A 22,813-nucleotide genomic window follows, 5' to 3' on the forward strand; every position below is an offset into this window, starting at 1 on the left:
GCAATACCGGTAGGGCGGGATGCCGTTCCTAAGGAGAACGCATGACGTGCATACTTGTAGTAAATACGTATAATAAAGCAGCTAAGCTTTTAGCAGGGGATATCACCTCATTTTTAAAAGAGTTGTCTCACAAAACTGTCCGTGTGGATTTTTCCGGTGCGGACACTCCTTTTCCCTGCGGCTCTTACGATTGTGCAATTACTTTAGGCGGCGACGGTACCGTGCTGTATGCAGCCCGTCAGTGCGCGCCGTCGGGGGTGCCGGTTGTGCCGGTTAATTTGGGAGAATTCGGCTTTATTGCAGGAATTGACCCTAAAAAATGGAAAACTGCGCTTAAAGCGTTTTTTGCCGGCAAAATGAAAATGAGCGAGCGTTCTTTAGTGTGCGCACAGGTTGTGCGCGGCGGAAAAAATATTTTTTCCGGTACGGCGTTAAACGATATTGTGTTGAGCGGAAAGCAAGCGGCAAAAACGCTTAAAGTTTCGGTAAGCGCCGGCACTTCAGCATTCGGTATATTTAAAGCCGACGCCCTTATTGCCGCAACGTCTACCGGATCGACTGCATATTCGGCTGCAGCCGGCGGCCCTATTGTAGAGCCTGCACTCGATGTGATTATATTGAACACGGTGTGCGCGTTTTCGCTTTCCACTCGTCCGCTTGTGTTGCCGGCGGACACACGGTTGAGTGTGTCGGTGCTTCCGGCGCGCATAAACGAATTTGTTTTAACTTTGGACGGGCAAGTGTGCACGGCAGTCCAAGCGCACGACCGTATCGACATAACAAAGGCGCAGCACCCCGTGCTGCTCGCCGGCTGCGACTCTGCAGTGTTTTACAGCGCGCTGCGCTCAAAACTGCATTGGTCCGGAGGCCCGCATGATTGAAGATATCCGCATAAAAGATTTTGCCCTTATAGACGAAGCGTCTCTTGAGTTCGGAGACGGTTTTACCGTGCTCAGCGGAGAAACGGGTGCCGGAAAATCCATTTTAATAGGGGCTATTTCATTTTTGCTCGGCGGCAAAGGCGGACCGGAATTGATTAGAACGGGAGCGCAAGAAGCTCAAGTAAGCGGCACTTTAAAGCCTAATTTAAGCATAACAGGTTTTGCCGCTTGGCTCGATGAACACGGTATTCAGCCGGAAGACGGCAGACTCTTGCTGCGCCGTTCGGTGCGCGTTAATGGCAAAACTTCGGCATGGATTCAAAACGTGAGCGTTACCCGCCAAGAGCTTGCCCAAATGACTGCATGGTGCATAGATATACATGGGCAGCACGAACACCAATCGCTTTTGCGCATTGCAGAACACCGCCGCTTTTTGGATTCGTATGCCGGCATAGAAAACGAAGTTGCGCAGTTTACCGCTTTGTATGCGCGCCTTGTGGAAAAAAGGCAAGAGCTGGAAAGCGCGGATATGGACGAGCGCCAGCGCGCCGAAAAAATAGAGTTTTTAACCTTTGCCGCCGGTGAAATAGAAGCTGCCCGCTTAAAAGACAATGAAGACAACGAACTTGCGCAAGAAGAAAACCGTTTGGCGCAATACGAAAAATTGTATCAAGAAATAGAAGCTTTTTCTGCGCTTACCGGAGCGCAAGGCGAAAGCGTTTTAAGCGTTTTAAAAAAAGCGTGTACAAACCTCGAAAAAGCCTCCGCTATGGACGGTTCGCTGGAAGCGCTTTCCAAACGCGCGGAAAACGTTTTTTACGAATTAAGCGACATTGCAGAAGAAGTGCGCTCGTATGCGCAATCGCTTGTGTTTGACCCCGCACGTTTGGAAGAAGTGCAAGAGCGCCAAGCGCTGTTTTTTAAACTGAAAAAAAAGTACGCTTCGTCGGTACAAGCGCCGCTGAGCGAAGTTGTGTTGTATGCCCAAGAAGCAAAAGTGCAGCTTGAACGGCTTTCGCTCGGAGAAACGCAGCGCGTGCAACTAAAAAAACAAGTGGAAGAACTTGAACGCAGCGTGTACGGGGCAGCTGTAGAACTTTCGGCAAAACGGCGCGCCAGCGCGGAAAATATGGAAAAAGCTGTGGAAACGGTGCTTGCCGATTTGGGTATGAAAGGCACGAAGTTTTGCGTGCATATTGAACAAAAGCAAGCTGCCGCAGACGATCAAAAATGCGGTCCGTACGGTATAGACGATATAGAATTTCTTATTTCTCCGAATCCGGGAAGCCCTGCCAAACCGCTGGCTAAAATAGCTTCCGGAGGGGAACTTTCGCGCGTTATGCTTGCACTTAAAACGGTTTTAGGCAATTCGGACTTTATCGACACGCTTATATTCGATGAAATAGATACCGGTATAGGCGGTGAAGTCGCTGTAGCGGTCGGCGCTCATTTAAAACACCTTGCCGCAGGCAGGCAAATTTTGTGTATTACCCACCTTGCTAATATCGCCGTTTATGCCGATACTCAAATTAAGATAGAAAAATCTGTGGCTGAAGGGGCAACTTCCACACATGTGTATCCGATAAGCGGAGAAAAACGCGTTGAAGAAATTGCCCGCATGCTTTCGGGAGACCGCTTGAGTTCCGTTTCGCTCGAACATGCCCGAACCATGCTCAATACCTACGGAGGCTAATATGGCAAAAATTACGGCTGAAAACAGAGAATTGTTTGCATCAAAAATGCAGCCTTATAAAGACACTATAGATACCGTGCTGGAAAAAGAAAAAACGTTTATTGCGGCAATGGCGCAAAACGAACAGGCAAACGCGTACAAGCGTGTGGAACTTGCCGAAGATATGATTTACATTACAACGCTGTATGTGCTGATAAACAATTTATCCGTTGAAATTTTAACTACTAAAAATACCGACGCTTTAAATGAGGGACGAAAATCGCTGTATAAAGCGATTATTTATTTGGAAGAAACCGTTTCGAATTTAATCGATGCGCCCTATGCGGAATACGAAGATAAAGTCGAACAAATTGCAGACGTTCCGCTGGTTAAACGCTACGAGCTTGTACGTAAACTCGGGCTTGCTTTGCGTTTAGTTGTCGACGCTTTTGGGGACAATACCAAATGGCGCTGGGCGTTTGTGGAATTGCAAGGGCGCTTTACAACGGTAGCAAAAAATATGATACCGATGAAAGCGGCGCTTAAAATATACTTTGACCCGCGCAGCGCAAACTACGATACGGTAGTGTTTTATTTTAGATTGATAAAAAAAATGCTCGGAGAATCTGCGGACGGCTACCGCGACCGCTACGAACTTTCCACCCGCCGTTTTGACGATATTAGGCTCGGCATAAACTATTTGGCGGCGCTGCGCCGTTTTCATATTATGCTGGAAGAAAGCGCCGAAGCCGAAGAAGTTAAAAAGAAAGCACTGGTGTGGAAAACCAAAATGGAAGATGACCGCAAAAAGGGTATAAGCAATTAAAGCAAAAGCCTTATCCAAAACTTCCTTAAAACCTCTATAAAATTTTTACAAAATCTTTACAAAGCGGCGGATTTATCTTGTGTTTTTCCTAAAATATTGTATAATATTTTACAAAGGAATACGGAGCACAAGTTCCGCAAGTACATCCTTTTATTCGTTGGAGGTAACGATAGTGAAAAAAATTGTGTTCGGTTTAACGGCTTTGCTGTTAATGGGAGTTATTTTGTCCTGCGGGAAAAATAAAGACACTGCTTCAAGTTCAAAGCCGACGGTACGCCTTATTACGGATGCAACCGGTGTCGACGACAAATCTTTTAACGCTGCCGCATGGCGCGGAATTTTGGAATTCTACGGCGATACGTGGGAAAAACAAAAGGGACGCGGAACTTTGTATGATGTTATAACTTGCCAAACGCAGGATATGTATGTTCCGAACTTAAAACAAGCTGCGGATAAAGGGTATGATTTAATTATTACCACCGGTTTTACCTTTGCCGATGCGGTCGGAGAAGTTGCTGATTTGTATCCTGACCAACATTTTATGATTGTCGACGTAAACTGGGTAAACAAACCGAACTTGGCAGAATATGTGTATTCCGAAGAACAAGGTTCTTTTCTTGTAGGAGCTGTAGCGGCGCTGCAAGCACAAGCCGACGGTATACAAAACCCCAAATTCGGTTTTATCGGCGGTATTCCCGGTGCAGTTATTACCAAATTCGAAATGGGATACATTCAAGGTATACGCTCCGTTTTGCCTGATGCCGAAGTGGTCGACTACTATGCAAACGATTGGGGGGCACCGGATAAAGCAAAAGCCCAAGCTAAAAACTGGTACGATTCTGGTGTAGCAACCATTTTTTCCGCTGCGGGCGGAACGGGTAACGGTACGATTGCACAAGCAAAAGAGTATCGTTCGCAGGGTAAAAAAGTCTGGGCTATCGGTGTAGATTCGGATCAATACGCTGACGGCTTGTATGCAGATGAGAAATCAGCCGTTCTTACATCCATGATAAAAAAAGTGGAAACTTCTGCTGTGCTGTCTTTACGCTCCGTTGCCGAGGGAACTTTTAAAGGCGGTGTGTTCAAATTGGATTTAGCCGGTGACGGTGTAGGGTATTCAACTACAAATAAAGAGTTAAGCGCGGATGTCGTTAAAAAAGTCGACGCGATGAAAAACGATATCGTTTCCGGAAAAATCAAAGTTTTCGGAACATACAAAGAAGCGCTTGCCGCAAATCTTGTTCCCGCTGGATTGGGTGCAAAAGACGATTAATTTTTCCGTTTGTTTTACGGTATAAATTGTGCGGCTGTTTTTAAAGCGTACCGCTTTTAAACAGCCGCATGTCGTTTATAGGTACGAGGGCAGTACATGGAAGCCAATGCAATAGAGATGATCGGCATAACCAAAACGTTTCCGGGTGTGGTTGCGAATGACGATGTAACGATTACGGTAAAAGAAAATGAAGTTTTGGCTTTGCTCGGTGAAAACGGTGCGGGAAAATCGACTCTTATGTCGATTTTGTTCGGCGCATATGAAGCCGACAAAGGAATAATCCGCATACGGGGAAAAGAGATTAAAATAAAAGATCCGAATGCGGCAACCGCCCTCGGCATCGGTATGGTGCACCAACACTTTAAACTGGTAAATAATTATACGGTAGCGGAAAATATCGTATTGGGTATGGAGCCGGTAAACCGGTTCGGCATACTCGATTTAAAAACAGCTGAAAAACGGGTAGCCGAAATATCGAATCAATACGGTCTTATGGTAAACCCGCATGACAAAATAGAAGATATTACCGTCGGTATGCAGCAGCGCGTTGAAATTCTAAAAACGCTGTACCGCAATGCCGACATTATTATTTTTGACGAACCGACTGCGGTTTTAACCCCTCAAGAAATAGACGAATTGATGAATATTATCCGCCGCCTTAAAGCGGAAGGAAAAACTATTATCATTATTACGCATAAGCTTGAAGAAATAAAAGCTGTCGGCGAGCGCTGTACCGTTTTGCGCCGCGGCAAACTTATAGGAACGGTACAAGTTGCCGATGTAAGCGAACACGACCTTGCCGAAATGATGGTCGGGCGTGCGGTAAAGTTTGAAATAGACAAAAAAACTGCAAATCCTTCTCGTACCGTGCTTGCGCTTAAACACGTGTGCGTTAAAAGCAGCCGCGGCCGCCTTGCCGTAAAAGATTTATCGCTTGATGTACGGGCAGGCGAAATCGTCGGTATTGCCGGTGTTGACGGCAACGGACAAAGCGAATTGATTTATGCGATAACAGGTATGCTGCCGGTAGAAAGCGGTACAATTATGCTTAACGGTACCGATATTACCAAATGCGGCATACGCGAGCGTATAGAAGCCGGAGTGGGGCATATTCCCGAAGATCGGCAAAAACACGGTTTTGTATCCGAGTTTACCGTAGCTGAAAACGCCGTGCTTAAAAATTATTATAAAACGCCGTACAGCAGTAAAAGCGGTTTACTTAATTATGCGGTTATACGCGAAAACGCCGAGCAATTGATAGACGATTTTGATATCCGTGCCGGGGAAGGGGCGGCTACCCTTGCCGGCAGTATGTCCGGCGGCAACAAACAAAAGCTTATTATAGCCCGCGAAATAGAATTATCGCCTGAGATACTCGTTATAGCTCAGCCGACGCGCGGTTTGGACGTGGGGGCAATAGAATATATCCGTAAAAGAATTATTGAAGAGCGCGATAAGGGCAGGGCTATTTTGCTCGTTTCGTTTGAACTGGATGAAATTATGAATTTGTGCGACCGTATTGCCGCCATATCCAAGGGCTCCATTGCCGGCGTGTTTAACGCAGGCGAAGTTACCGAGCGCGAAATAGGCGTTATGATGGCAGGTTCCAAAAAGACGCAAAACCAAGAGGAGCACGCATGAAAAAAAACAGTTTAAAACCGCTGCAAAAAAATGATGTAATGCGCTTTTTGCTTAATTCGAACGCAGCGGTGTCCGTACTCGTAGTTATTTTAGGATTTTTATGCGGCGCTTTACTGGTACGTTCGGTAGGGCGCACCCCCTTGGGTATGTTTAAATCCTTTTTTCAAGTGCTCACCGGTATTTTTTGGACTAACAAAGGCGTAATGAAATGGGAAATCCGCTATATAGGTGAATGGCTTAACTTATCCGTTCCGTATATCTTGTGCGGTTTTACCATGGGCTTTGCCGCGCGGGCGGGGTTGTTTAATATCGGCGGCGAAGGTCAGTATTTAAGCGGTTTAACTATTGCAACCGTGCTCGCTTTAAATCTTCCGCATATTCCGGTCGTTCACTGGCTTATTGCAATAATTGCCGCAATTATTTTAGGCGCGCTGTGGGGCGGAATCGTCGGTTTTTTAAAAGCAAGGTTTGAAGTATCGGAAGTTGTTGCAACGATAATGCTTAACTACATCGCTTTGTATGCATCGCGTATTATTATTTTGGCTATTCCCGGCACAAATACGTATCGGACGGTAACCTTTCCCCAAACAGCATTAATCCGTGCCGGTTTTTTAGATGCGATTACAAACGGCTCTCATCTTAATTTGGGATTTTTCTTCGCTTTGTTTTCAGCCGTGCTCTATTGGTTTTTAATGGAAAAAACGAACTTAGGCTTCGGTTTACGCGCTACCGGTTTTAATAAAGATGCTGCGCGCTATGCAGGTATTCCGGTTATAAAGAGTATTGTGCTTTCCATGGCGATTTCAGGAGCCTTTGCCGGGCTTGCAGGCGGAATTGTCGCTTTAGGGTCTTTTAATTACGGGCGCGTTCCGGTTGCTTTGGAAGGCTACGGTTTTACCGGGATTGCGGTAGCCTTGGTTGGAAATAACACTGCTGGCGGAACACTGTTGGCAGGATTGCTGTTCGGTATGCTTGCACGAGCTCAGGGAATTATGCAGGATAACGGCATTCCCAAAGAAATCACTTTTATTATACAAGGTTTAATCGTTGTATTTATAGCTTTGCGCGCCGGTCTTAAAATATATTTGCAGTGGCGTTTAAAAAAAGACCTTGAGCGCACGGTGCTTACACAGGAGGGAAAATAATGGACATTATACGCGGACTTGTTCCTTCTACATTAATGGTTGTTTCTCCCATTTTAATTACGGCTGCCGGAGGCATGGTATGCGAGCGTTCCGGAGTGGTAAACATTGCCCTTGAAGGTCTTATGGGGATAGGCGCTTTTACGGCTGCGGCTTTGCACGTTCTTTTGGAATCTTCTTTTCCCGGCTCCATATATTTTGCGTTAACTGTGGGCGCTTTTGCCGGCATGCTGATGTCGCTTATACACGCTTATGCTGCCGTATCTTTAAATGCCGATCAAACCATCTCGGGTACGGGAATAAATTTGCTTTCTTCCGGTCTTACTGTCTTTTTTTCTCAGATTTTGTTTAATGCCGACCGCACAACAGCATACAAAATGGGAATGCTTCCCGGTTGGCACGGCATTTATCCGACTGCTCTTATTGCACTTGCTGTTATTGTAATAGTGTGGTTTGTTTTGTACAAACTGCCGTTCGGTTTGCATTTGCGTGCGTGCGGCGAACACCCCCATGCGGCTGCTTCAGTCGGAATTAATGTAAAACGCATGCGCTATATTGCGGTGCTGATTTCCGGCTTTTTAGCCGGTTTGGCAGGCGGCTGCCTTGTGTTAACGCAAACAATTCAATATACGTCTACAACCATAAACGGCGCCGGTTTTATTGCGCTTGCTGCAGTGTCTTTCGGAAGGTGGCGCCCGGCAGGTATTACCGGATCTTCGCTTTTGTTCGGGACTGCGGTTGCCTTTGCCATTTATGTGGTAAACATTCCTGCGCTGCGCAATTTGTTCCCTTCCGAATTTTTCAGTTTGCTACCCTATGCGATTACGCTTTCGGCTTTGGTAGTGTTCAGCGGTAAAAATTATGCCCCTGCGGCAAACGGCAAACCCTACGAACAGGGAGCAAGTTAAGCGATGGTTACCAAGGCACTTGTTTTAAAATTATTTGAAGGTTTTTCTATAGAGCGCTGGACCGACTTGGTGCGCCCCTTCGATTTAATCGAAATGGATAAAAGCGCCGAAAAAATGGTGCTCGCTTATATTATCGGTAAATTCGAAGAAAGCAAGGGCAATACAATCGATTGGGATTGGATGATTTACGCTTCGCTGTTCGAGCTTTTTAGAAAAATAGCATTGTGCGATATAAAATCGCCCTTGCAGCGGCGCATACGCTTGGAGTATCCGGACGAATACCGGCGATTAAACGAATGGGTATGCGCTCAGTATAAAAATATTATAGAAGACGAAAACCTCTATGAGCTTTTTTGTGCCTATATGAAAAAAACCGCTGAAAACGAGCGCCCTGTAAGCTTAACCGAACGCGTGTTCAGTGCCGCTCACAAATTTTCGGCTTTGCGCGAATTCGAAATGATTGCCAAGGTAAACGAAGCGTACCGCTTAAAAAACATAGAGCGCGAATTAAACGGCGATTTACAGCCTTTTTTGGATTTGAAAGGCTTACAGCTTTTGATGACCAAACAGCGTCCCTATGAGTTTTTAATGGTGTTGGAACAGCTGCGTTTTCAAATACGCTGGAACCAAACGCCGCGCGTACCCAAAACCACCGTGCTCGGTCATTCTTTTTTTGTAGCGATTGTAACGCTTTTGCTTTCGCGCCGTTACGAAACACTCAAACAAAAAGAAAACGCTTCTTTTAAATTTTGTGCAAAACGTCGGTTTAACAACTTTTTTTCGGCGCTTTTTCACGATTTACCCGAAGCGGTTACGCGCGATATTATTTCTCCGGTAAAGCAAGCTACCGACAGTTTGCCTTCTATAGTAAAGCAAATAGAAGCGGAAACGGTAGAAAGCGATTTACGCCCTCTTATGGAAGATTTGTATGCGGATGAACTTATGTATTTTACCGGCGACGAATTTGAAAACAGAATATTGATTGCGTGCGACGGGGGCAAAAACAGCGTGGGCAGCGGTAACGGCGGAAAAAACAAAGTCAAAACGGAAAAAGCCGTCAGTTTTGAACAGCTGAACGAGCAATACAATTCCGATGAGTTTTCGCCGGTCGACGGGCGCTTGGTGCGCGTTGCCGACCACATAGCGGCTTTTGTTGAAGCCGACAGTTCTATCCGCTACGGCATAACCTCAAGCCAATTGGAAAGCGGCAGAAAAAATTTATTGGAACTGTACCCCGAAGGAAAAATAATCAACGGTTTTGAACCGGCGTCTTTTTTTAAGTCTTTTTTGTAAAAAATCCGTTAAAAATTGCCGAACATAAAGATATGAGATTTTGTGTCCGTTTTTGTTTTGTCTTATCCTTTGTTTTATGTGTACAAAGCGCAGTTATAGGCGAAAATATATATCATACCGTTGAAAAAGGCGATACGCTGTATTCTTTGGCAAAAAAATACGGTGTAACAATGGACGATATACGCAGTGCAAACGGCATGGGCTCGGCAAATGATTTGTATGTCGGACAAAAATTAAGCATACCGGCAAAAGCATCCGGTACGGTAACTTACGAAAGTTATACTGTAAAAGCAGGCGATACGCTGTACAGCATTGCAAAACGCAGCGGTATTACCGTAGACAAACTGCGCTTTTTAAACGATTTGGACACTTCTTCGGTTTTAAAAACAGGACAAAGATTAAAAGTCCCGTCGGTTTCCGGTTTTACTTCAAGTCAAATCGCTTCGGGAAACTCAAGCGGCGCTCAAGCAAGCTCTTCTCAAAGTTCCGGTACAAAAGGCGGTACAAGCGGCGGCGATAAAACCGTTTTGCCTCTTATCGGCTCCGATAAAGATCCCCGCTCCTATGCTAAAAAAGCCGGCGATACTAGTTTAATATGGCCGGTAAAAGCAACCGAAGTGGTATATGTTGCCGGAAAGATTTCAGGCGTTGCGCTGACCGGCAGTAAAAACGAACAAGTTACCGCTATACGTTCGGGTACGGTTATGTTCAGCGGCGTATACCGCGGTTTCGGGCAAGTGGTGTTTGTACAAGCTTCAAGCGGTCACATGTACGTATATACGGGCTTAGACAGTCTTTCGGTAAAACGCGGACAACAGGTAAAATATGGGCAGCAGCTCGGTATTATCGGAAGCGATCCCATATCCGGAAAAAACTTAATCAATCTTATGGTATTTAAAAAAGGAAGTCCGCTTGACCCTGCGAAAGCTCCCCGCGGATAGCTTCAGGATGTGCTTGCGTATACTGTGTAATACAGCGCACAAATACGTCTTTGCATGCGAGGGCATCATCGGATGCGCGGTGAGCCCTGTCGAGTGCGATGCCGAACGTATTTGCTAAAAACTGCAAGTTGTATTTACTTAAAGACGGAAACGCGTTTTGAGCAAGCTGCAGTGTATCCGCTGCCGGAAGCTGGGGCGCTTTTAAAGTAGGGTAGCCGGCACGTTTTAATTCGGCATTTACAAAGCCTATATCAAAAGAAGCGTTATGCGCTACCAAATGCGTGCCTGCGGTAAAACGCAAAAAATCAAGGGCGACTTCCTTAAACGCGGGGCAGCTTAAAACCATTTCGTTGCTGATTCCGTGCACGTCGACCGCTTGTTTGGGGATTTCGATTTGCGGGTGAATGAGCGCTTCGTAAGTATTTACTATACCGTTTTTATCGAATTTTACCGCACCGATTTCCACTATGCGGTCGGACGCGCAGTACAATCCGGTTGTTTCCGTATCGAAAGCGGTAAAAACGGCACCTTTTTCGTACATGCGCGCCCATTCGCGCAAATCAGCGTTACACTTCATCGAGTACCGCTAAAATTTCTTTTTCTAGAGTATCGCACAAAAGCGTACTTTCTTTTTTCGCGTCGGCAAGATTTGTTTTGATCGGAGTAACCGCATTTATATAGAATTTGATTTTAGGCTCCGTGCCGCTCGGGCGCGCGCTGACTACCGTGCCGTCCGAAAGGAAAAACTGCAATACATTGCTTTTTGGAAGCGTAATCGTTTCTTTTTTGTCGCTTGCATTCGGGTTGTAGCGTACGCTTTGCAAAACGTCGCGGATACTGACTACTTGTTTTCCTGCAAGGCTTTTTAGCCCCTGCTCGCGCAGTTTTACCATAATGTTTTTCATTGTTTGCACGCCTTCGGCACCCGGAAAGTTTTTTGAAATAGTGCGGTCTTCGTAATAGCCGTATGTTTCGTACAATTCATTTAAGCGCTGCAAAAGGCTTTTGCCTTGCGATCGCCAATACAAGGTCATTTCCGCACACAGCGCGGATGCCGAAACGCCGTCTTTGTCGCGTATGGCTGTTTCTACATTGTAACCGTAACTTTCTTCAAAACCGAAAATATAGGTGTGTTCTTTGCTTTTTTCGAATTCGTCCATAACCGTGGCAATCCACTTAAAGCCGGTAAGGCATTCGGCTAAGTACACGCCGTTTGCTTTGGCGATTGCGTCTACCATGGGTGATGTTACAATGGATCTAATCATTCCCGGATTGGCAGGCATTTTGTGTAATTCTTTGCGCGAAAGAATAATGTAGTCGGTAAATAAAACGCCCATTTGGTTGCCGCTGATAAGTACCCATTCTCCGTTGCTGTCGGGAACGGCGCTTCCGAAGCGGTCTGCATCGGGGTCTGTTGCCATAAGCACGTCCGCTTTTTCTTTTTTTGCCAAAGCGAGCGCCATTTTAAGCGCGGGGGCTTCTTCGGGATTCGGTTTTTCGACTGTGGGAAAGCGTCCGTCGGGTTCCCGTTGTTCGGGAACGGTTATAACGGTCAGTCCCAAATCGCCTAATACTTTTTCTACGTGCATTGCACCGGTTCCGTGAAGCGGCGTGTATACTACGCGTACTTCTTTTGCTTTTTGCTTTATCAATTCGGGGCGGAACAATTGTTCTTTACACATAGTCCAGTATTTTGTGTCCATGTCGCTGTCTATGAGTATCAATTTGCCTTGTTTTACCGCTTCTTCTTTTGAAATGATTTTTACTTCGGATACCGCGTTGACTTTTTCTATTATACCGGTATCGTGCGGCGGGGTAACTTGAGCGCCGTCGGACCAATAAGCTTTATAGCCGTTGTACTGTGGGGGGTTATGCGAAGCGGTAACGACAATACCGGTGGTACAGCCCAGTTCACGTACGGCAAACGAAAGTTCGGGGGTAGGGCGCAGGGTGCTGAATAAATAAGCGGTAAATCCGTTTGCAGCGAATATACACGCGGCTTGTTCTGCAAATATGTTTGAATACGAGCGAGAATCGTAAGCGATAACGGCTTTTAATGTACCGTCGGCGGCTTTTTGCGGTAACGCTTTTATGCAATAATCGGCAAGCCCTTGGGTTGCTTTGCGTACCATAAGGGTGTTCATGCGGTTAGTGCCGCCGCCGATAATTCCGCGCAAACCGCCGGTTCCGAATTCGAGTGTTTGATAAAAACGTTCGTTCAGTTCTTTTATATCGCCGCTTTTAAGCAGCTGTTCAACTTCCGAGCGGAAAGACTCATCCGTTTCTTCGGCTATGTAAGCTTGTGCCCGTGCAATAATTTCTTGTGTATCCAAAATGACCTCCTAAAAATGACCGAATTAAAAAGTGCAAAATCCCCACGCAATAAAAAATTGTGCGGCAATATAGGTTAACATAACGACAAAGCGCGATTGTTTAAAGGGTTTAACAAACACGGTCCGCGATAAAATACCGTCCGATACAAGAAAAAACAGTGTACCTGCAGCTATTTTTAGCGCGGCAGCCGTTTGCATGCTCTTGTGACCGGAATTGAGCATACCGGCAGCTTTAAAAAAAGCCGTATAACTGAAAGCACCCAAAACCGAAGCGTATACGATTACCCCTATGCCTATAACGCCTTTGGGTTTATGCGATAAAAGCCATGCGCTTACAATTCCCGCCGTGTATAAAACGGCTGCCGCAAGCGCAAGGGGTAAGTTCACCGGGTAAAACGGTATAAACGATACAAGTGCGATAATATATAAAATGTGTCCTGCTAAAAAAGACAGTAAGCCCTTTGCCAATTTATCCGTTTTTACTTGTTCTCCCAGTAAAAAAACATCGCCTGCGTTTCCCGCACACAGTGCTAAGCTTGCTAAAAGACCGATGTAAAAAAGGCGCCATGCGCTGTTTGCGCCGCTTGCCGTATCGGCGATATTGTTTGCCAAGTTTGCCAAACCGGTTGCACCGGCTGTTTTTGCTGCCGAAGATGCCGCAAAAAAATAAAATACGATAAACGCTAAAAGTAAAAGCGGCATAAGCACTATTTTGGAAATATCGGCTGCGCGGCGCTTACCTAAAACGCAGCTTGCCAAATGAAAAATCGAAACGGCAAAAAAGGGTATACATAAAATTAAAAAAAACCGAGCGTTCATGCGGACAGTATAATGTATTTGTACTTCTTGAACAAGATTTATATTTCCGCTACAATCGGTGGTAAACGATTTCGTATGTTTTTTATACGTTTTTATAATGGAGGCTGTATGACAATAACGGAAATGCTGGGGCAAAGTTTGATTTTAACTTTACTCGGTATGGGTGTTGTGTTTTCGTTTTTAATTATTATGGTCGTCGTCATTACTGTGGCGTCGAAAATAATCAAAGCTTTAAAATTGGATCGTGATGACGCATCTGCTGCCGCACCGGCTTCGGCTGCCGGCGGTACACAAACGGCAGTTGTTGCGGCTATTGCCGCTGCCGTGCGCGAAAAACAAAACAATTAATTTCAGGAGAAAATTATGGCTCAAAAGGTTAAACTTACGGATTTGGTGCTGCGCGATGCACACCAGTCTTTACATGCAACGCGTATGACAACGGCGGATATGCTCCCCGTATGCGATAAATTGGATAAAATCGGATACTTTTCTTTGGAAGCATGGGGCGGTGCTACTTTTGATTCGTGTATCCGTTTTTTGAACGAAGACCCGTGGGAACGCTTGCGCAAATTGCATGCAAAGTTACCCAATACCCCCATTATGATGCTTTTACGCGGTCAAAACTTGTTGGGTTACCGCCATTATGCCGACGATGTGGTAGACGCGTTTGTCGCTGCAGCTGCTAAAAACGGTGTCGGTATTTTCCGCATTTTTGATGCGTGCAACGACCCTCGCAATTTAAAACGCGCAGCGGATGCCGCTAAAAAAACGGGCAAACATGTTCAAATGGCTATTTCTTATGCTACAACGCCCTATCATACAAAAGAAGTATACGCGGATTTGGCAAAATCCTATGCGGATTTCGGTGCCGATTCCATTTGTATTAAAGATATGTCCGGCTTGCTTAAACCCTACGAAGCTTACGATTTGGTAAAAGCTATAAAAGCAAAAGTCGATATTCCGATTGAAATTCACTCGCATGCAACAACGGGTATGTCGGTCGCTTCTCTTACCAAAGCTGCCGAAGCCGGTGCTGAAATATTGGATACAACCATTTCGTCCATGTCTATGGGAACGTCTCACAGCCCGACTGAAACTATGGTTGAAATTTTTAAAGGAACGGCTATGGATACCGGTTTGGAAATCAAACCGCTTTTGGAAATTGCCGCTTATTTCCGCGAAATCCGCAAAAAATATGCAAAATTCGAATCGAGCTTTTTGGGTGCGGATACCCGCATTTTAGCTTCCCAAGTTCCCGGCGGTATGCTTTCCAATATGGAAAACCAATTAAAAGAGCAGGGAGCTGCCGATAAAATCGATGAAGTTTTAAAAGAAATTCAAATCGTACAAAAAGACTGCGGTTATATTCCTTTAGTAACGCCGACCAGCCAAATTGTGGGTACCCAATCGGTATTTAACGTGCTTTTCGGCCGCTACGCAAAGCTTACGCAAGAAACGCGCGACCTTTTAACCGGAAAATACGGTGCAACGCCGGCAAAACCGAACCCCGAGTTGGTAAAAGAAGCATTAAAGCAAAATAATATGGAAGAACCGGTAACTTGCCGTCCTGCCGACCTTATTCCCAATGAACTGGATAAAATGGCAGCCGAAGCTAAAGAAAACGGCGGCGACGGTTCCATCGAAGATACGTTAACCTATGCGATGTTTCCGAAAGTCGCTCCTAAGTTTTTCAAAGAACGTGCAAACGGGCCTGTCAGTTCCGATTCTTTTGCCTTGCCCAAAGCATCTTCCGGTTCGGCTTCCGGCGGAAACTATACGGTTAGCGTAAACGGCGCCGCTTACAACGTTGTTTCCGGTCCTGCAGGTGATACGATGAACATTACCGTAAACGGAACGGCGTACAATGTGGCGTTTGCTTGTGCTTCGGCGTCCGCACAAGGTGCTTCTTCAAGTTCTGCCAGTGCGGTTGAATTAAAAGCTCCCGTTGCAGGAACGCTTTTAAAACAAACGGTTGCCGACGGTACGAATGTAAGCGAAGGTCAAACCGTTATTATGGTAGAATCCATGAAAATGGAACTTGAAGTAAAAGCGACTGCTTCCGGTCCCATTCACTTTAAAACTGCAGCAGGAAGCGCCATTACGGCAGGTCAAGTGCTTGCCGTTATCGGCAATGCAAGCGTATCTCCCGTTCAAGCTCCTGCCGCTGCGGTTCAAGCTCCCGCTGCTGCACAAGCACCTTCCGGCGGAGCCGTTGTCAACGCTCCGGTTGCCGGTACGTATTTGAAAAACACTGTTGCCGAAGGTTCTGCGGTAACTGCAGGACAAACGATTGTTATGATAGAGTCGATGAAAATGGAACTTGAAGTAAAAGCGGCTTCTAACGGAACCGTTCACTTTTTGGTTTCTCCGGGTGCGGCAATTACTGCGGGTCAACCGCTTGCGGAAATAAAGTAAACGGAGTAAATCATGCTTGGTCAAAATAAGTTTCAAACAAAGATTTTAGGTTTAACCCTTCTTATTATGGCGATTGCGGCAGTGCTTTCGATTGCCGGAACCGTTTTTGCGGATAACGGCGAAGACGTTGCTTCTTTCCGCACAATGAGCACGGCAAAAATTAAAGGCTCGGAAAATGTACCGGATATTTCCGTTTCCAAATTTTTACACAATACGCTCGAAAATACCGGCATCAATTCGATTGTAAACGGTTCGGAAGAAATGACCGATTTATCGGACGCTTCCAAAACCGTTTGGGTGATGGGCTGGCAGCGTTTGGTAATGATGGCTATCGGGTTTTTAATTATTTATTTGGGAGCGGCAAAGGGGTTTGAACCGCTTTTGCTTATACCCATCGGTTTCGGTACCGTTTTTGTAAACATTCCCGGCGGCGGCATGTACGCCGAACATTCGGGTATGCTTAAAATTATTTACGATGCAGGTGTCGGAAACGAGTTTTTCCCCATGCTCATTTTTATGGGTATCGGCGCGATGACCGATTTCGGCCCGCTTATTGCAAATCCGAAAACCGCCTTGCTCGGAGGGGCTGCGCAATTGGGTGTTTTTGCAACTTTGTTCGGAGTTGCGCTGATGAACTTAATTCACGGTGTGGACTACAATATGCTTGAAGCGTGCGCAATTGCGATTATCGGCGGTGCGGACGGTCCGACTTCCATTTACGTGTCCGGAAAACTTGCCCCTCACATGATGGCGGTTATTGCCGTTGCCGCGTATTCGTATATGGCGCTGGTACCGATGATTCAGCCGCCGATTATGAAATTGCTTACAACCGAACATGAGCGGCGCATAAAGATGAAACAGCTTCGTACCGTTTCCAAAACGGAAAAAGTGTTGTTCCCTGTAGTGCTGCTTATTCTTGCCATATTGCTTTTGCCTTCGGCAGCTCCGCTTATCGGTATGCTGGCGTTCGGTAACTTTTTAAAACAATGCGGTGTTGTCGAACGGCTTTCCAAAACGGCTGAAAATGAATTGATGAACATTGTTTCCATAATGCTGTCTTTGGGCGTAGGTTCGCAAATGACCCCTGAAAAGATAATGAACCCCAATTCGGTCGGTATTATTATTTTGGGTTTGGTCGCCTTTATTATCGCGACTACCGGCGGTTTATTGATGGCAAAGTTTATGAACTTATTCTTAAAAGAAAAAATAAATCCGCTTATCGGTTCTGCCGGTGTTTCCGCCGTTCCGATGGCTGCACGCGTATCGAACAAAGTCGGTATGGAATACGATCCGTCGAACTTTTTGCTTATGCATGCGATGGGACCGAACGTTTCCGGAGTTATCGGTACGGCGATTGCCGCCGGCGTATTTATTGCAACGTACGGAACTAAATGAAAAAAACTTTTTTGCCGCTGCATGCGCTGTTGTGTGTGCTTGTGCTCGCAACCTTTAGTTTTTCTTGTGCGCTTACCAAAAGCCTTGCGTTAAATGCCGTGTCCGATTCTCTTGCAGGATCGGACAAAAACGGTAAAGTGCATGCTGCACAAAAACGGCATGCGCAAACTAAAGCGTCATCGCCGGCGGCAAAGACAAACGAAAATGATGCTTTGAGCGCTGTGCTTACGGGAGAAAAAGATCCTGTTTTAATGGGTGATTTTTTTCCTACGGCGCTTAAGCTGTACGAAATAATACTTGCACAAAATCCGAAACACCGCGGTCTTGCCGTTACTACCGGCTCCCTGTACGTTATGTATGCAAACGCTTTTGTGCAAGCTCCGGCAGAAATGCTGCCTTCGTCGCAGTATTCGCACCAAGCCGAAGAACAGCAAAGGGCAAAACTGCACTACCTTCGCGGAAGAAATTATGCGCTTCGCTCTTTGGAATTGCGCTGTGCAGGAATTGAAAACGCTCTCTTGAGCGGCAACACTGAGTTATGTGCTCCATTTTTTACCCGTTTAAAAAAAGACGACGCTGCAGCCGCTTATTGGGCGGGTGCGGGTTGGCTCGGCGCTTTTTCTGCAGACCCGCTTGATGTGGAGCAATTAAAAACGCTGCCCTGTGCGGTTGCACTGCTTGAAAAAGCAGCGGAATTGGACGGCTCGTACAACAACGGTGCCGTGTGGGATGCACTTACTTCGTTTTATGCGCAAGTTCCGCCCGAATTCGGCGGTGATTTGGAGCGTGCCCGTTTTGCCAGCGAACAGTCTTTTCTTGTATCGCAGGGGAAAACTCCGGGGCCTTACATTACTTATGCAACATCTTTTTGCGTTGCCGACCAAGATGCTTTAGGCTTTAAAGAAAATTTACAAAAAGCGCTGGCAATCGACCCCGATGCGGATCCTGCAAACAGATTGGGCGTAGTAATTGCACAAAAAAAAGCCGCATGGCTGCTTGCACACGGCGATGATTATTTTATTGAGTGGGAGTAATGTATGAAATCAAAATCTTTCAGTACCGCTTTGCTGCGCATGCCGCTTTTACTTCTTGTGCTGTTGTTTCTTTTTCCGTTGTTTTTAAATGCACAACAAGCTCAGCCGATTACGGTAAAAATAGCTTCAGTTGCGCCCGTTCGTTCTCCGTGGGATATGGAGCAAAAAGTGCTTGCCGAAGAGTGGGCGCGCATTACAAACGGAAGCGTTGAGTTAAAATTTTACAACGTCGGTTCTTTAGGCGGAGAAGGCGGCGTTATAAAAAAAATGAAAGCAATCCGCCCCGGTCAAAAAAGCCCTATAGACGGCGCTATCTTTACCAATATAGGTATCTATGAATTGGCTCCCACATCTCAAGCGCTTACGCTAACCGTTCCATTTCTTTTTAGAGATCAAGAAGAATTGTCTTATGTGCTTGACGCGCTTAATCCGGAAATAGAAAAAGCGATTAACGATGCGGGCTTTGAACTTTTAGGCTGGTTTAATGTAGGTTGGGCAAATTTTTTTACCAAAACTGAGGTGCGCACTCCATCTGAACTGAAAAAAAATAAAATGGGTTTTTCCGGCATATCTTCTCCGGGGATGATGGCAGCTTTTAAATCTGCCGGTTTTACTATGGAAGACGTTCCCGGCGAAAAAATGCTGCAAAGTATAAAAAGCGCAAACGGTATAAAAGTTGCTTACTGCATTCCCATGTATGCTTATGCAACGGCGTATCACACCGGCTTGCCTTATGCAATCGATGTATCGCTTAACCCGATTATGTCGGCTTTTCTTATTTCCAGTTCTACGTGGCAAACCATTCCTTCACAATACCGCCCTGCGCTTAAAGAAGCGGTGCGCAAAGCCGAAGCAAAATTTATTTCTGTACAGCAGGAAGCCGATCGCGATTATCTTTCAAAAATGGAAGCTGAAGGTTCTACTTTGGTAAAATTGACCGATGCGGAAAGAATGCAGTGGGAACAGTCTTTTACGGTTGACGCGGAAAAAATGGCAAACATTTCCGGCTCTGTTATAGACGGACCTTTTTACCGAAAAATAAGCTCCCTTTTGCAAGACTACAGGAAAAAACATGGCAGATAAAACGGAAACTTTTTGTGCAAAAGCCGAAAATGCCGTTTCCGTATTTTTAGTGTTGATTTTGTGTACACTGCCGTTTGCACAATTGATATCGGAAAACTTGCTGCATATTCCTTTGCAAAATATAGACATCGTTATGGTGCATGCGGTGTTTTTGTTTGCCTGTTTTACCGGTATAATAACGTGGCGTAAAGATAAACACATTTGCATTGCGGCAGTCGATGAATTTGCTCCGCTTGCGGTAAAAAAAGTCGTACATATCTTAAAAGCATGCTTTATTCCCGCCGTTCTTACCGCTTTGTTTTTTTCTTCGCTATCCGAATTTTTTTCGGGCTTTGTTACCGGAGATAGGGTATGGGGAATACCGCTGTACTTTGTATTTATAGTACTGCCTTTTTCTTATATCGCAATGCTCGTCCATGCGCTTTTAAAAAAAGAAAACCGGCTGTTTTCCGTATTGGGAATAGTGTTGGGGCTGTGTATATCTGCAGGTCCTTTGAGCGGCGTTTTGTACTATATTATTCATTCGGAAAACTTGGGCTTTTTGTACGCTCTTTCCGAACGCTGGATGGCTTTTTCCGGCGCTGCTTTTCCGTTTTTAATTATTTTAGTTATACTGTTTGCTTTTTTGGGCGTGCCGCTTTTTATCGTTATAAGCGCAGTTTCCTACATTGCTTTTTCACAAGGCGGCGGCTATGTGGAAATGCTTTCGCTTGAAGCGTACGGTATTTTAACCGATAAAAGCATTGCAGCCATTCCGCTTTTTACAATGGCAGGCTATATTTTATCCAAGGGAAGCGCCGGCAGCCGTTTGGTTGAAGTGTTTAAAGCACTGTTCGGCTGGTTCCGCGGAGGAGCTGTAGTTGCTGCCGTTGTTGTAACTACGTTTTTTACAACGTTTACGGGAGTGTCGGGAGTAACCGTTCTTGCCTTGGGTTCTTTGTTAACGATTGTATTAACCGGAGCCGGTTATCAGCGTTCCCGTGCCGAATCGCTGATTACTTCTTCGGGGGCTTTAGGGCTTTTGTTTCCGCCGAGTTTGGCAGTTATTATGTACGGCACAACCAATTATTTTTCGATAGATGTTTTTGAACTGTTCAAAGGAGCGGTTATTCCCGGCATTATTTTAGCCGTATCTATGATAGCACTCGGTATTTTTTTTGATAAAAATACTAAAAGAATTCCCTTTTCGCTGCGCAGCGCTTTGTCCGCCGTTAAACACAGCGCTTTTGAACTTCTTTTGCCCGTTTTTATTATAGCCGGTTATTTCGGCGGATTTTTTTCGTTGTTTCAAGCGGCTTCTTTTGCCGTTTTGTATACGTTTATAATCGGGGTGTGGGTACGCAAAGACTATTCTTTTAAACAAGCGCTGGATATTATTGTAGAAGCATTGCCCGTTACCGGCGGTGTATTGGCGATTTTCGGCGCGGCGCGCGGTCTTTCGTATTACCTTTTGGATGCCAATGTTCCGGCAGTGCTTTCCGATTTTGTGCTTACCTTTGTTCATTCAAAATATCTTTTTTTATTGCTTTTAAACTGTGTACTGCTCATTGTCGGCTGCCTTATGGATTTGTATTCGGCGATTTTAATCGTTTCGCCGCTTATTATACCCATTGCAGAATCTTTCGGCATTCATCCGGTGCACACCGGTGTTATTTTTTTAATGAATATGCAATTAGGCTTTTTAACTCCGCCGGTCGGCATGGATTTATTTATAGCTTCTTACGCGTTCGATACACCGGTTATTAAAGTTATAAAAGGGATTTTACCCTTTTTGCTGGTGCAGTTTATAGCTCTTATGCTGATAACGTATATTCCATGGTTTACCGTCGCTTTGCTGTAGCTCCGTGCGCTTTTTTAGTGCTCGTGTGCGCGTTGTGCGCCAATCTTGTGCTTTGTGCCGGTTGTAAAAACGATACAAAAACGTATGTTGCCCCGCTTACACCGGGTGAGCTGAAAAAAAATCAAGTTGAAAACGCGCTTGAAAATTTTATAAACGGTATGAGCGCGGAGCAAAAAATAAGTCAGCTTTTTTTAGTTTCGGTAGACGGAACCGAAGCGCATTTGTCGGCAACGGCAAAAAAAATTCCTCCTTGCGGGTATATTTTATTCAGCCGCAATTTTACCGGACAGCCGGAACAAATTATTGCGTTAACCGGAAACGTGCAGTCATTTTATGCACGGCAGAGTGAGCAAAATGCGCAAGGCTGTGTACCGCCGCTGTTTGCCGTTGACCAAGAAGGCGGTGTGGTCAACCGTTTAAGCGGTATTGCAAGCGCTTTACCTTCGCCGGCTTTTGTTGCCCGCAAGTTTTCACCCGACGCAGCGGAAAAACTGTATGCGTATGCCGCAGAACAAATTGCTTCTTTGGGTATTCACGTAAATCTTGCTCCCGTTGTTGAAACGTCAGGGAGTCATAACGGCGGTTTTTTGGCAAGCCGTTCGTTCGGCGATACGGAAAAAGTGTTGCTGTACGGCGGCGCTTTTATCCGCTCTTGTGCAGCGCACGGCGTATTTTGTGTTTTAAAACATTTTCCGGGAAACACAAACGACGATCCGCATTCAGGTCTTCCGATTTTATCCGGCACACAAGAGCAAGTGAACGAATTGTACGTGCAGCCTTTTGAGCGTATGCTGAACATTGTAGAACTTTCCGATTTTGCTTTTTCGCGCGCGGGCGTTCTTATGAGCCATACGGTTGTTCCGGCGTTCGATACGGAAAACCCGTCGTGCCTTTCGTACAAAACGGTAAGCGGCATTTTGCAAAACGAATTGCATTTCGGCGGTTTAGTACTTTCCGATGATTTGTATATGGGCGCTTTGGATAAAGCCGGTTTTTCTCCCGTCGCTGCATCGCAAGCGGCTTTGCGTGCAGGAGTCCATTTACTTATGCTGTCGCGCCCGGTGTATTGGACCTTTATACCCAAACTTGCCGCATGTATGGAAGACGACTTTGCTTTTGCCGAAACGGTAGAGCGCGCGCTTAAAACGGTGCTGAAGGCAAAATTGTGTATGGGGTTAATGGAACTTGCCGTTTCGGACGACGGCACGGCACAGCTGATAAGCGCTCCGCTGGAAAAATTGTATAATCCTCAAAAGCAATTGGAACGTTTTTTAGATGCCAAAACCGAAGCGCGCAAAGCGGGATTTTAAAAGTATG

Annotated in this window: 19 protein-coding genes; 16 read left to right on the forward strand and 3 right to left on the reverse strand. The window is 45.7% G+C overall.

The genetic code is table 11. The annotated features are described in order from the left end of the window. Positions 1-41: 41 nt before the first annotated feature. From HMPREF9193_RS04405 to HMPREF9193_RS04445, 9 genes are all read left to right on the forward strand, one after another. Positions 42-881 carry an NAD(+)/NADH kinase gene (locus HMPREF9193_RS04405; RefSeq protein WP_021686871.1) on the forward strand — a complete coding sequence of 280 codons (840 nt, stop codon included), beginning with the start codon at positions 42-44 and terminating at the stop codon, positions 879-881. Further along, positions 874-2,574, forward strand: a complete 1,701-nt coding sequence (recN, locus tag HMPREF9193_RS04410) for a DNA repair protein RecN (protein WP_021686872.1) — start codon at positions 874-876, stop codon at positions 2,572-2,574. The genes HMPREF9193_RS04405 and recN overlap by 8 nt, the downstream gene beginning before the upstream one ends. Position 2,575: 1 nt before the next feature. Further along, complete coding sequence (locus tag HMPREF9193_RS04415) at positions 2,576-3,379, forward strand: TP0443 family flagellar-associated protein (RefSeq protein ID WP_021686873.1); 804 nt, start codon at positions 2,576-2,578, stop codon at positions 3,377-3,379. Between the two features lie 172 nt (positions 3,380-3,551). Then, positions 3,552-4,652 (forward strand): BMP family lipoprotein, encoded by a 1,101-nt coding sequence (locus HMPREF9193_RS04420; RefSeq protein ID WP_040847487.1) that lies wholly within the window; start codon positions 3,552-3,554, stop codon positions 4,650-4,652. 96 nt (positions 4,653-4,748) lie between these two features. Continuing rightward, positions 4,749-6,293, forward strand: a complete 1,545-nt coding sequence (locus HMPREF9193_RS04425) for an ABC transporter ATP-binding protein (protein ID WP_021686875.1) — start codon at positions 4,749-4,751, stop codon at positions 6,291-6,293. Beyond that, positions 6,290-7,438: an ABC transporter permease gene (locus tag HMPREF9193_RS04430; protein ID WP_021686876.1), complete on the forward strand. Its 1,149-nt coding sequence runs from the start codon at positions 6,290-6,292 to the stop codon at positions 7,436-7,438. The genes HMPREF9193_RS04425 and HMPREF9193_RS04430 overlap by 4 nt, the downstream gene beginning before the upstream one ends. After that, a complete protein-coding gene (locus HMPREF9193_RS04435) occupies positions 7,438-8,343 on the forward strand; it encodes an ABC transporter permease (protein ID WP_021686877.1) in 906 nt (301 codons plus the stop codon). Before HMPREF9193_RS04430 ends, HMPREF9193_RS04435 begins: the two co-directional genes overlap by 1 nt. Positions 8,344-8,346: 3 nt before the next feature. Then, on the forward strand, positions 8,347-9,636 hold the full coding sequence (locus tag HMPREF9193_RS04440; RefSeq protein WP_021686878.1) for an HD domain-containing protein: 1,290 nt from the start codon (positions 8,347-8,349) through the stop codon (positions 9,634-9,636). 32 nt (positions 9,637-9,668) lie between these two features. Beyond that, positions 9,669-10,577: a LysM peptidoglycan-binding domain-containing protein gene (locus HMPREF9193_RS04445; protein ID WP_021686879.1), complete on the forward strand. Its 909-nt coding sequence runs from the start codon at positions 9,669-9,671 to the stop codon at positions 10,575-10,577. On the opposite strand, the gene HMPREF9193_RS04450 is transcribed toward HMPREF9193_RS04445, so the two are convergent. The 3 genes from HMPREF9193_RS04450 to HMPREF9193_RS04460 are packed head-to-tail and all read right to left on the reverse strand — an operon-like array spanning position 10,531 to position 13,729. Next, positions 10,531-11,154 (reverse strand): 3'-5' exonuclease, encoded by a 624-nt coding sequence (locus HMPREF9193_RS04450; RefSeq protein WP_021686880.1) that lies wholly within the window; start codon positions 11,152-11,154, stop codon positions 10,531-10,533. The genes HMPREF9193_RS04445 and HMPREF9193_RS04450 overlap by 47 nt on opposite strands. Continuing rightward, the gene (locus HMPREF9193_RS04455) at positions 11,144-12,910 is read right to left on the reverse strand and encodes a phospho-sugar mutase (protein WP_021686881.1); all 1,767 of its coding nucleotides are present in this window, start codon (positions 12,908-12,910) and stop codon (positions 11,144-11,146) included. Before HMPREF9193_RS04455 ends, HMPREF9193_RS04450 begins: the two co-directional genes overlap by 11 nt. Before the next feature lie 24 nt (positions 12,911-12,934). Beyond that, a complete protein-coding gene (locus HMPREF9193_RS04460) occupies positions 12,935-13,729 on the reverse strand; it encodes a lysoplasmalogenase family protein (RefSeq protein WP_021686882.1) in 795 nt (264 codons plus the stop codon). A gap of 108 nt (positions 13,730-13,837) precedes the next feature. Here HMPREF9193_RS04460 and HMPREF9193_RS04465 point away from each other — a divergent pair, with 108 nt between their 5' ends. The 7 genes from HMPREF9193_RS04465 to HMPREF9193_RS04495 are packed head-to-tail and all read left to right on the forward strand — an operon-like array spanning position 13,838 to position 22,806. Next, positions 13,838-14,077: an OadG family protein gene (locus HMPREF9193_RS04465; protein WP_040847490.1), complete on the forward strand. Its 240-nt coding sequence runs from the start codon at positions 13,838-13,840 to the stop codon at positions 14,075-14,077. Between the two features lie 15 nt (positions 14,078-14,092). Further along, complete coding sequence (gene oadA / locus HMPREF9193_RS04470) at positions 14,093-16,144, forward strand: sodium-extruding oxaloacetate decarboxylase subunit alpha (RefSeq protein ID WP_021686884.1); 2,052 nt, start codon at positions 14,093-14,095, stop codon at positions 16,142-16,144. A gap of 12 nt (positions 16,145-16,156) precedes the next feature. Further along, positions 16,157-17,539, forward strand: a complete 1,383-nt coding sequence (locus tag HMPREF9193_RS04475) for a sodium ion-translocating decarboxylase subunit beta (protein WP_021686885.1) — start codon at positions 16,157-16,159, stop codon at positions 17,537-17,539. Beyond that, a complete protein-coding gene (locus HMPREF9193_RS04480; protein WP_021686886.1) occupies positions 17,536-18,573 on the forward strand; it encodes a TRAP transporter TatT component family protein in 1,038 nt (345 codons plus the stop codon). The genes HMPREF9193_RS04475 and HMPREF9193_RS04480 overlap by 4 nt, the downstream gene beginning before the upstream one ends. Before the next feature lie 3 nt (positions 18,574-18,576). Then, positions 18,577-19,656 carry a TRAP transporter substrate-binding protein DctP gene (dctP, locus tag HMPREF9193_RS04485; protein ID WP_021686887.1) on the forward strand — a complete coding sequence of 360 codons (1,080 nt, stop codon included), beginning with the start codon at positions 18,577-18,579 and terminating at the stop codon, positions 19,654-19,656. After that, positions 19,646-21,496 (forward strand): TRAP transporter large permease subunit, encoded by a 1,851-nt coding sequence (locus HMPREF9193_RS04490; protein ID WP_021686888.1) that lies wholly within the window; start codon positions 19,646-19,648, stop codon positions 21,494-21,496. The genes dctP and HMPREF9193_RS04490 overlap by 11 nt, the downstream gene beginning before the upstream one ends. Then, positions 21,472-22,806 (forward strand): glycoside hydrolase family 3 N-terminal domain-containing protein, encoded by a 1,335-nt coding sequence (locus tag HMPREF9193_RS04495; RefSeq protein ID WP_021686889.1) that lies wholly within the window; start codon positions 21,472-21,474, stop codon positions 22,804-22,806. The genes HMPREF9193_RS04490 and HMPREF9193_RS04495 overlap by 25 nt, the downstream gene beginning before the upstream one ends. The last annotated feature ends 7 nt before the right edge of the window (positions 22,807-22,813 follow it).

The sequence above is a fragment of the Treponema lecithinolyticum ATCC 700332 genome, from assembly GCA_000468055.1.
GTDB lineage: Bacteria > Spirochaetota > Spirochaetia > Treponematales > Treponemataceae > Treponema_C > Treponema_C lecithinolyticum.

Coding starts and splice junctions, on each gene's coding strand:
- HMPREF9193_RS04405 (WP_021686871.1), top strand. CDS start 42: ATGACGTGCATACTTGTAGTAAATACGTATAATAAAGCAGCTAAGCTT.
- recN (WP_021686872.1), top strand. CDS start 874: ATGATTGAAGATATCCGCATAAAAGATTTTGCCCTTATAGACGAAGCG.
- HMPREF9193_RS04415 (WP_021686873.1), top strand. CDS start 2,576: ATGGCAAAAATTACGGCTGAAAACAGAGAATTGTTTGCATCAAAAATG.
- HMPREF9193_RS04425 (WP_021686875.1), top strand. CDS start 4,749: ATGGAAGCCAATGCAATAGAGATGATCGGCATAACCAAAACGTTTCCG.
- HMPREF9193_RS04430 (WP_021686876.1), top strand. CDS start 6,290: ATGAAAAAAAACAGTTTAAAACCGCTGCAAAAAAATGATGTAATGCGC.
- HMPREF9193_RS04435 (WP_021686877.1), top strand. CDS start 7,438: ATGGACATTATACGCGGACTTGTTCCTTCTACATTAATGGTTGTTTCT.
- HMPREF9193_RS04440 (WP_021686878.1), top strand. CDS start 8,347: ATGGTTACCAAGGCACTTGTTTTAAAATTATTTGAAGGTTTTTCTATA.
- HMPREF9193_RS04445 (WP_021686879.1), top strand. CDS start 9,669: ATGAGATTTTGTGTCCGTTTTTGTTTTGTCTTATCCTTTGTTTTATGT.
- HMPREF9193_RS04450 (WP_021686880.1), bottom strand. CDS start 11,154: ATGAAGTGTAACGCTGATTTGCGCGAATGGGCGCGCATGTACGAAAAA.
- HMPREF9193_RS04460 (WP_021686882.1), bottom strand. CDS start 13,729: ATGAACGCTCGGTTTTTTTTAATTTTATGTATACCCTTTTTTGCCGTT.
- HMPREF9193_RS04465 (WP_040847490.1), top strand. CDS start 13,838: ATGACAATAACGGAAATGCTGGGGCAAAGTTTGATTTTAACTTTACTC.
- oadA (WP_021686884.1), top strand. CDS start 14,093: ATGGCTCAAAAGGTTAAACTTACGGATTTGGTGCTGCGCGATGCACAC.
- HMPREF9193_RS04475 (WP_021686885.1), top strand. CDS start 16,157: ATGCTTGGTCAAAATAAGTTTCAAACAAAGATTTTAGGTTTAACCCTT.
- HMPREF9193_RS04480 (WP_021686886.1), top strand. CDS start 17,536: ATGAAAAAAACTTTTTTGCCGCTGCATGCGCTGTTGTGTGTGCTTGTG.
- dctP (WP_021686887.1), top strand. CDS start 18,577: ATGAAATCAAAATCTTTCAGTACCGCTTTGCTGCGCATGCCGCTTTTA.
- HMPREF9193_RS04490 (WP_021686888.1), top strand. CDS start 19,646: ATGGCAGATAAAACGGAAACTTTTTGTGCAAAAGCCGAAAATGCCGTT.
- HMPREF9193_RS04495 (WP_021686889.1), top strand. CDS start 21,472: ATGGTTTACCGTCGCTTTGCTGTAGCTCCGTGCGCTTTTTTAGTGCTC.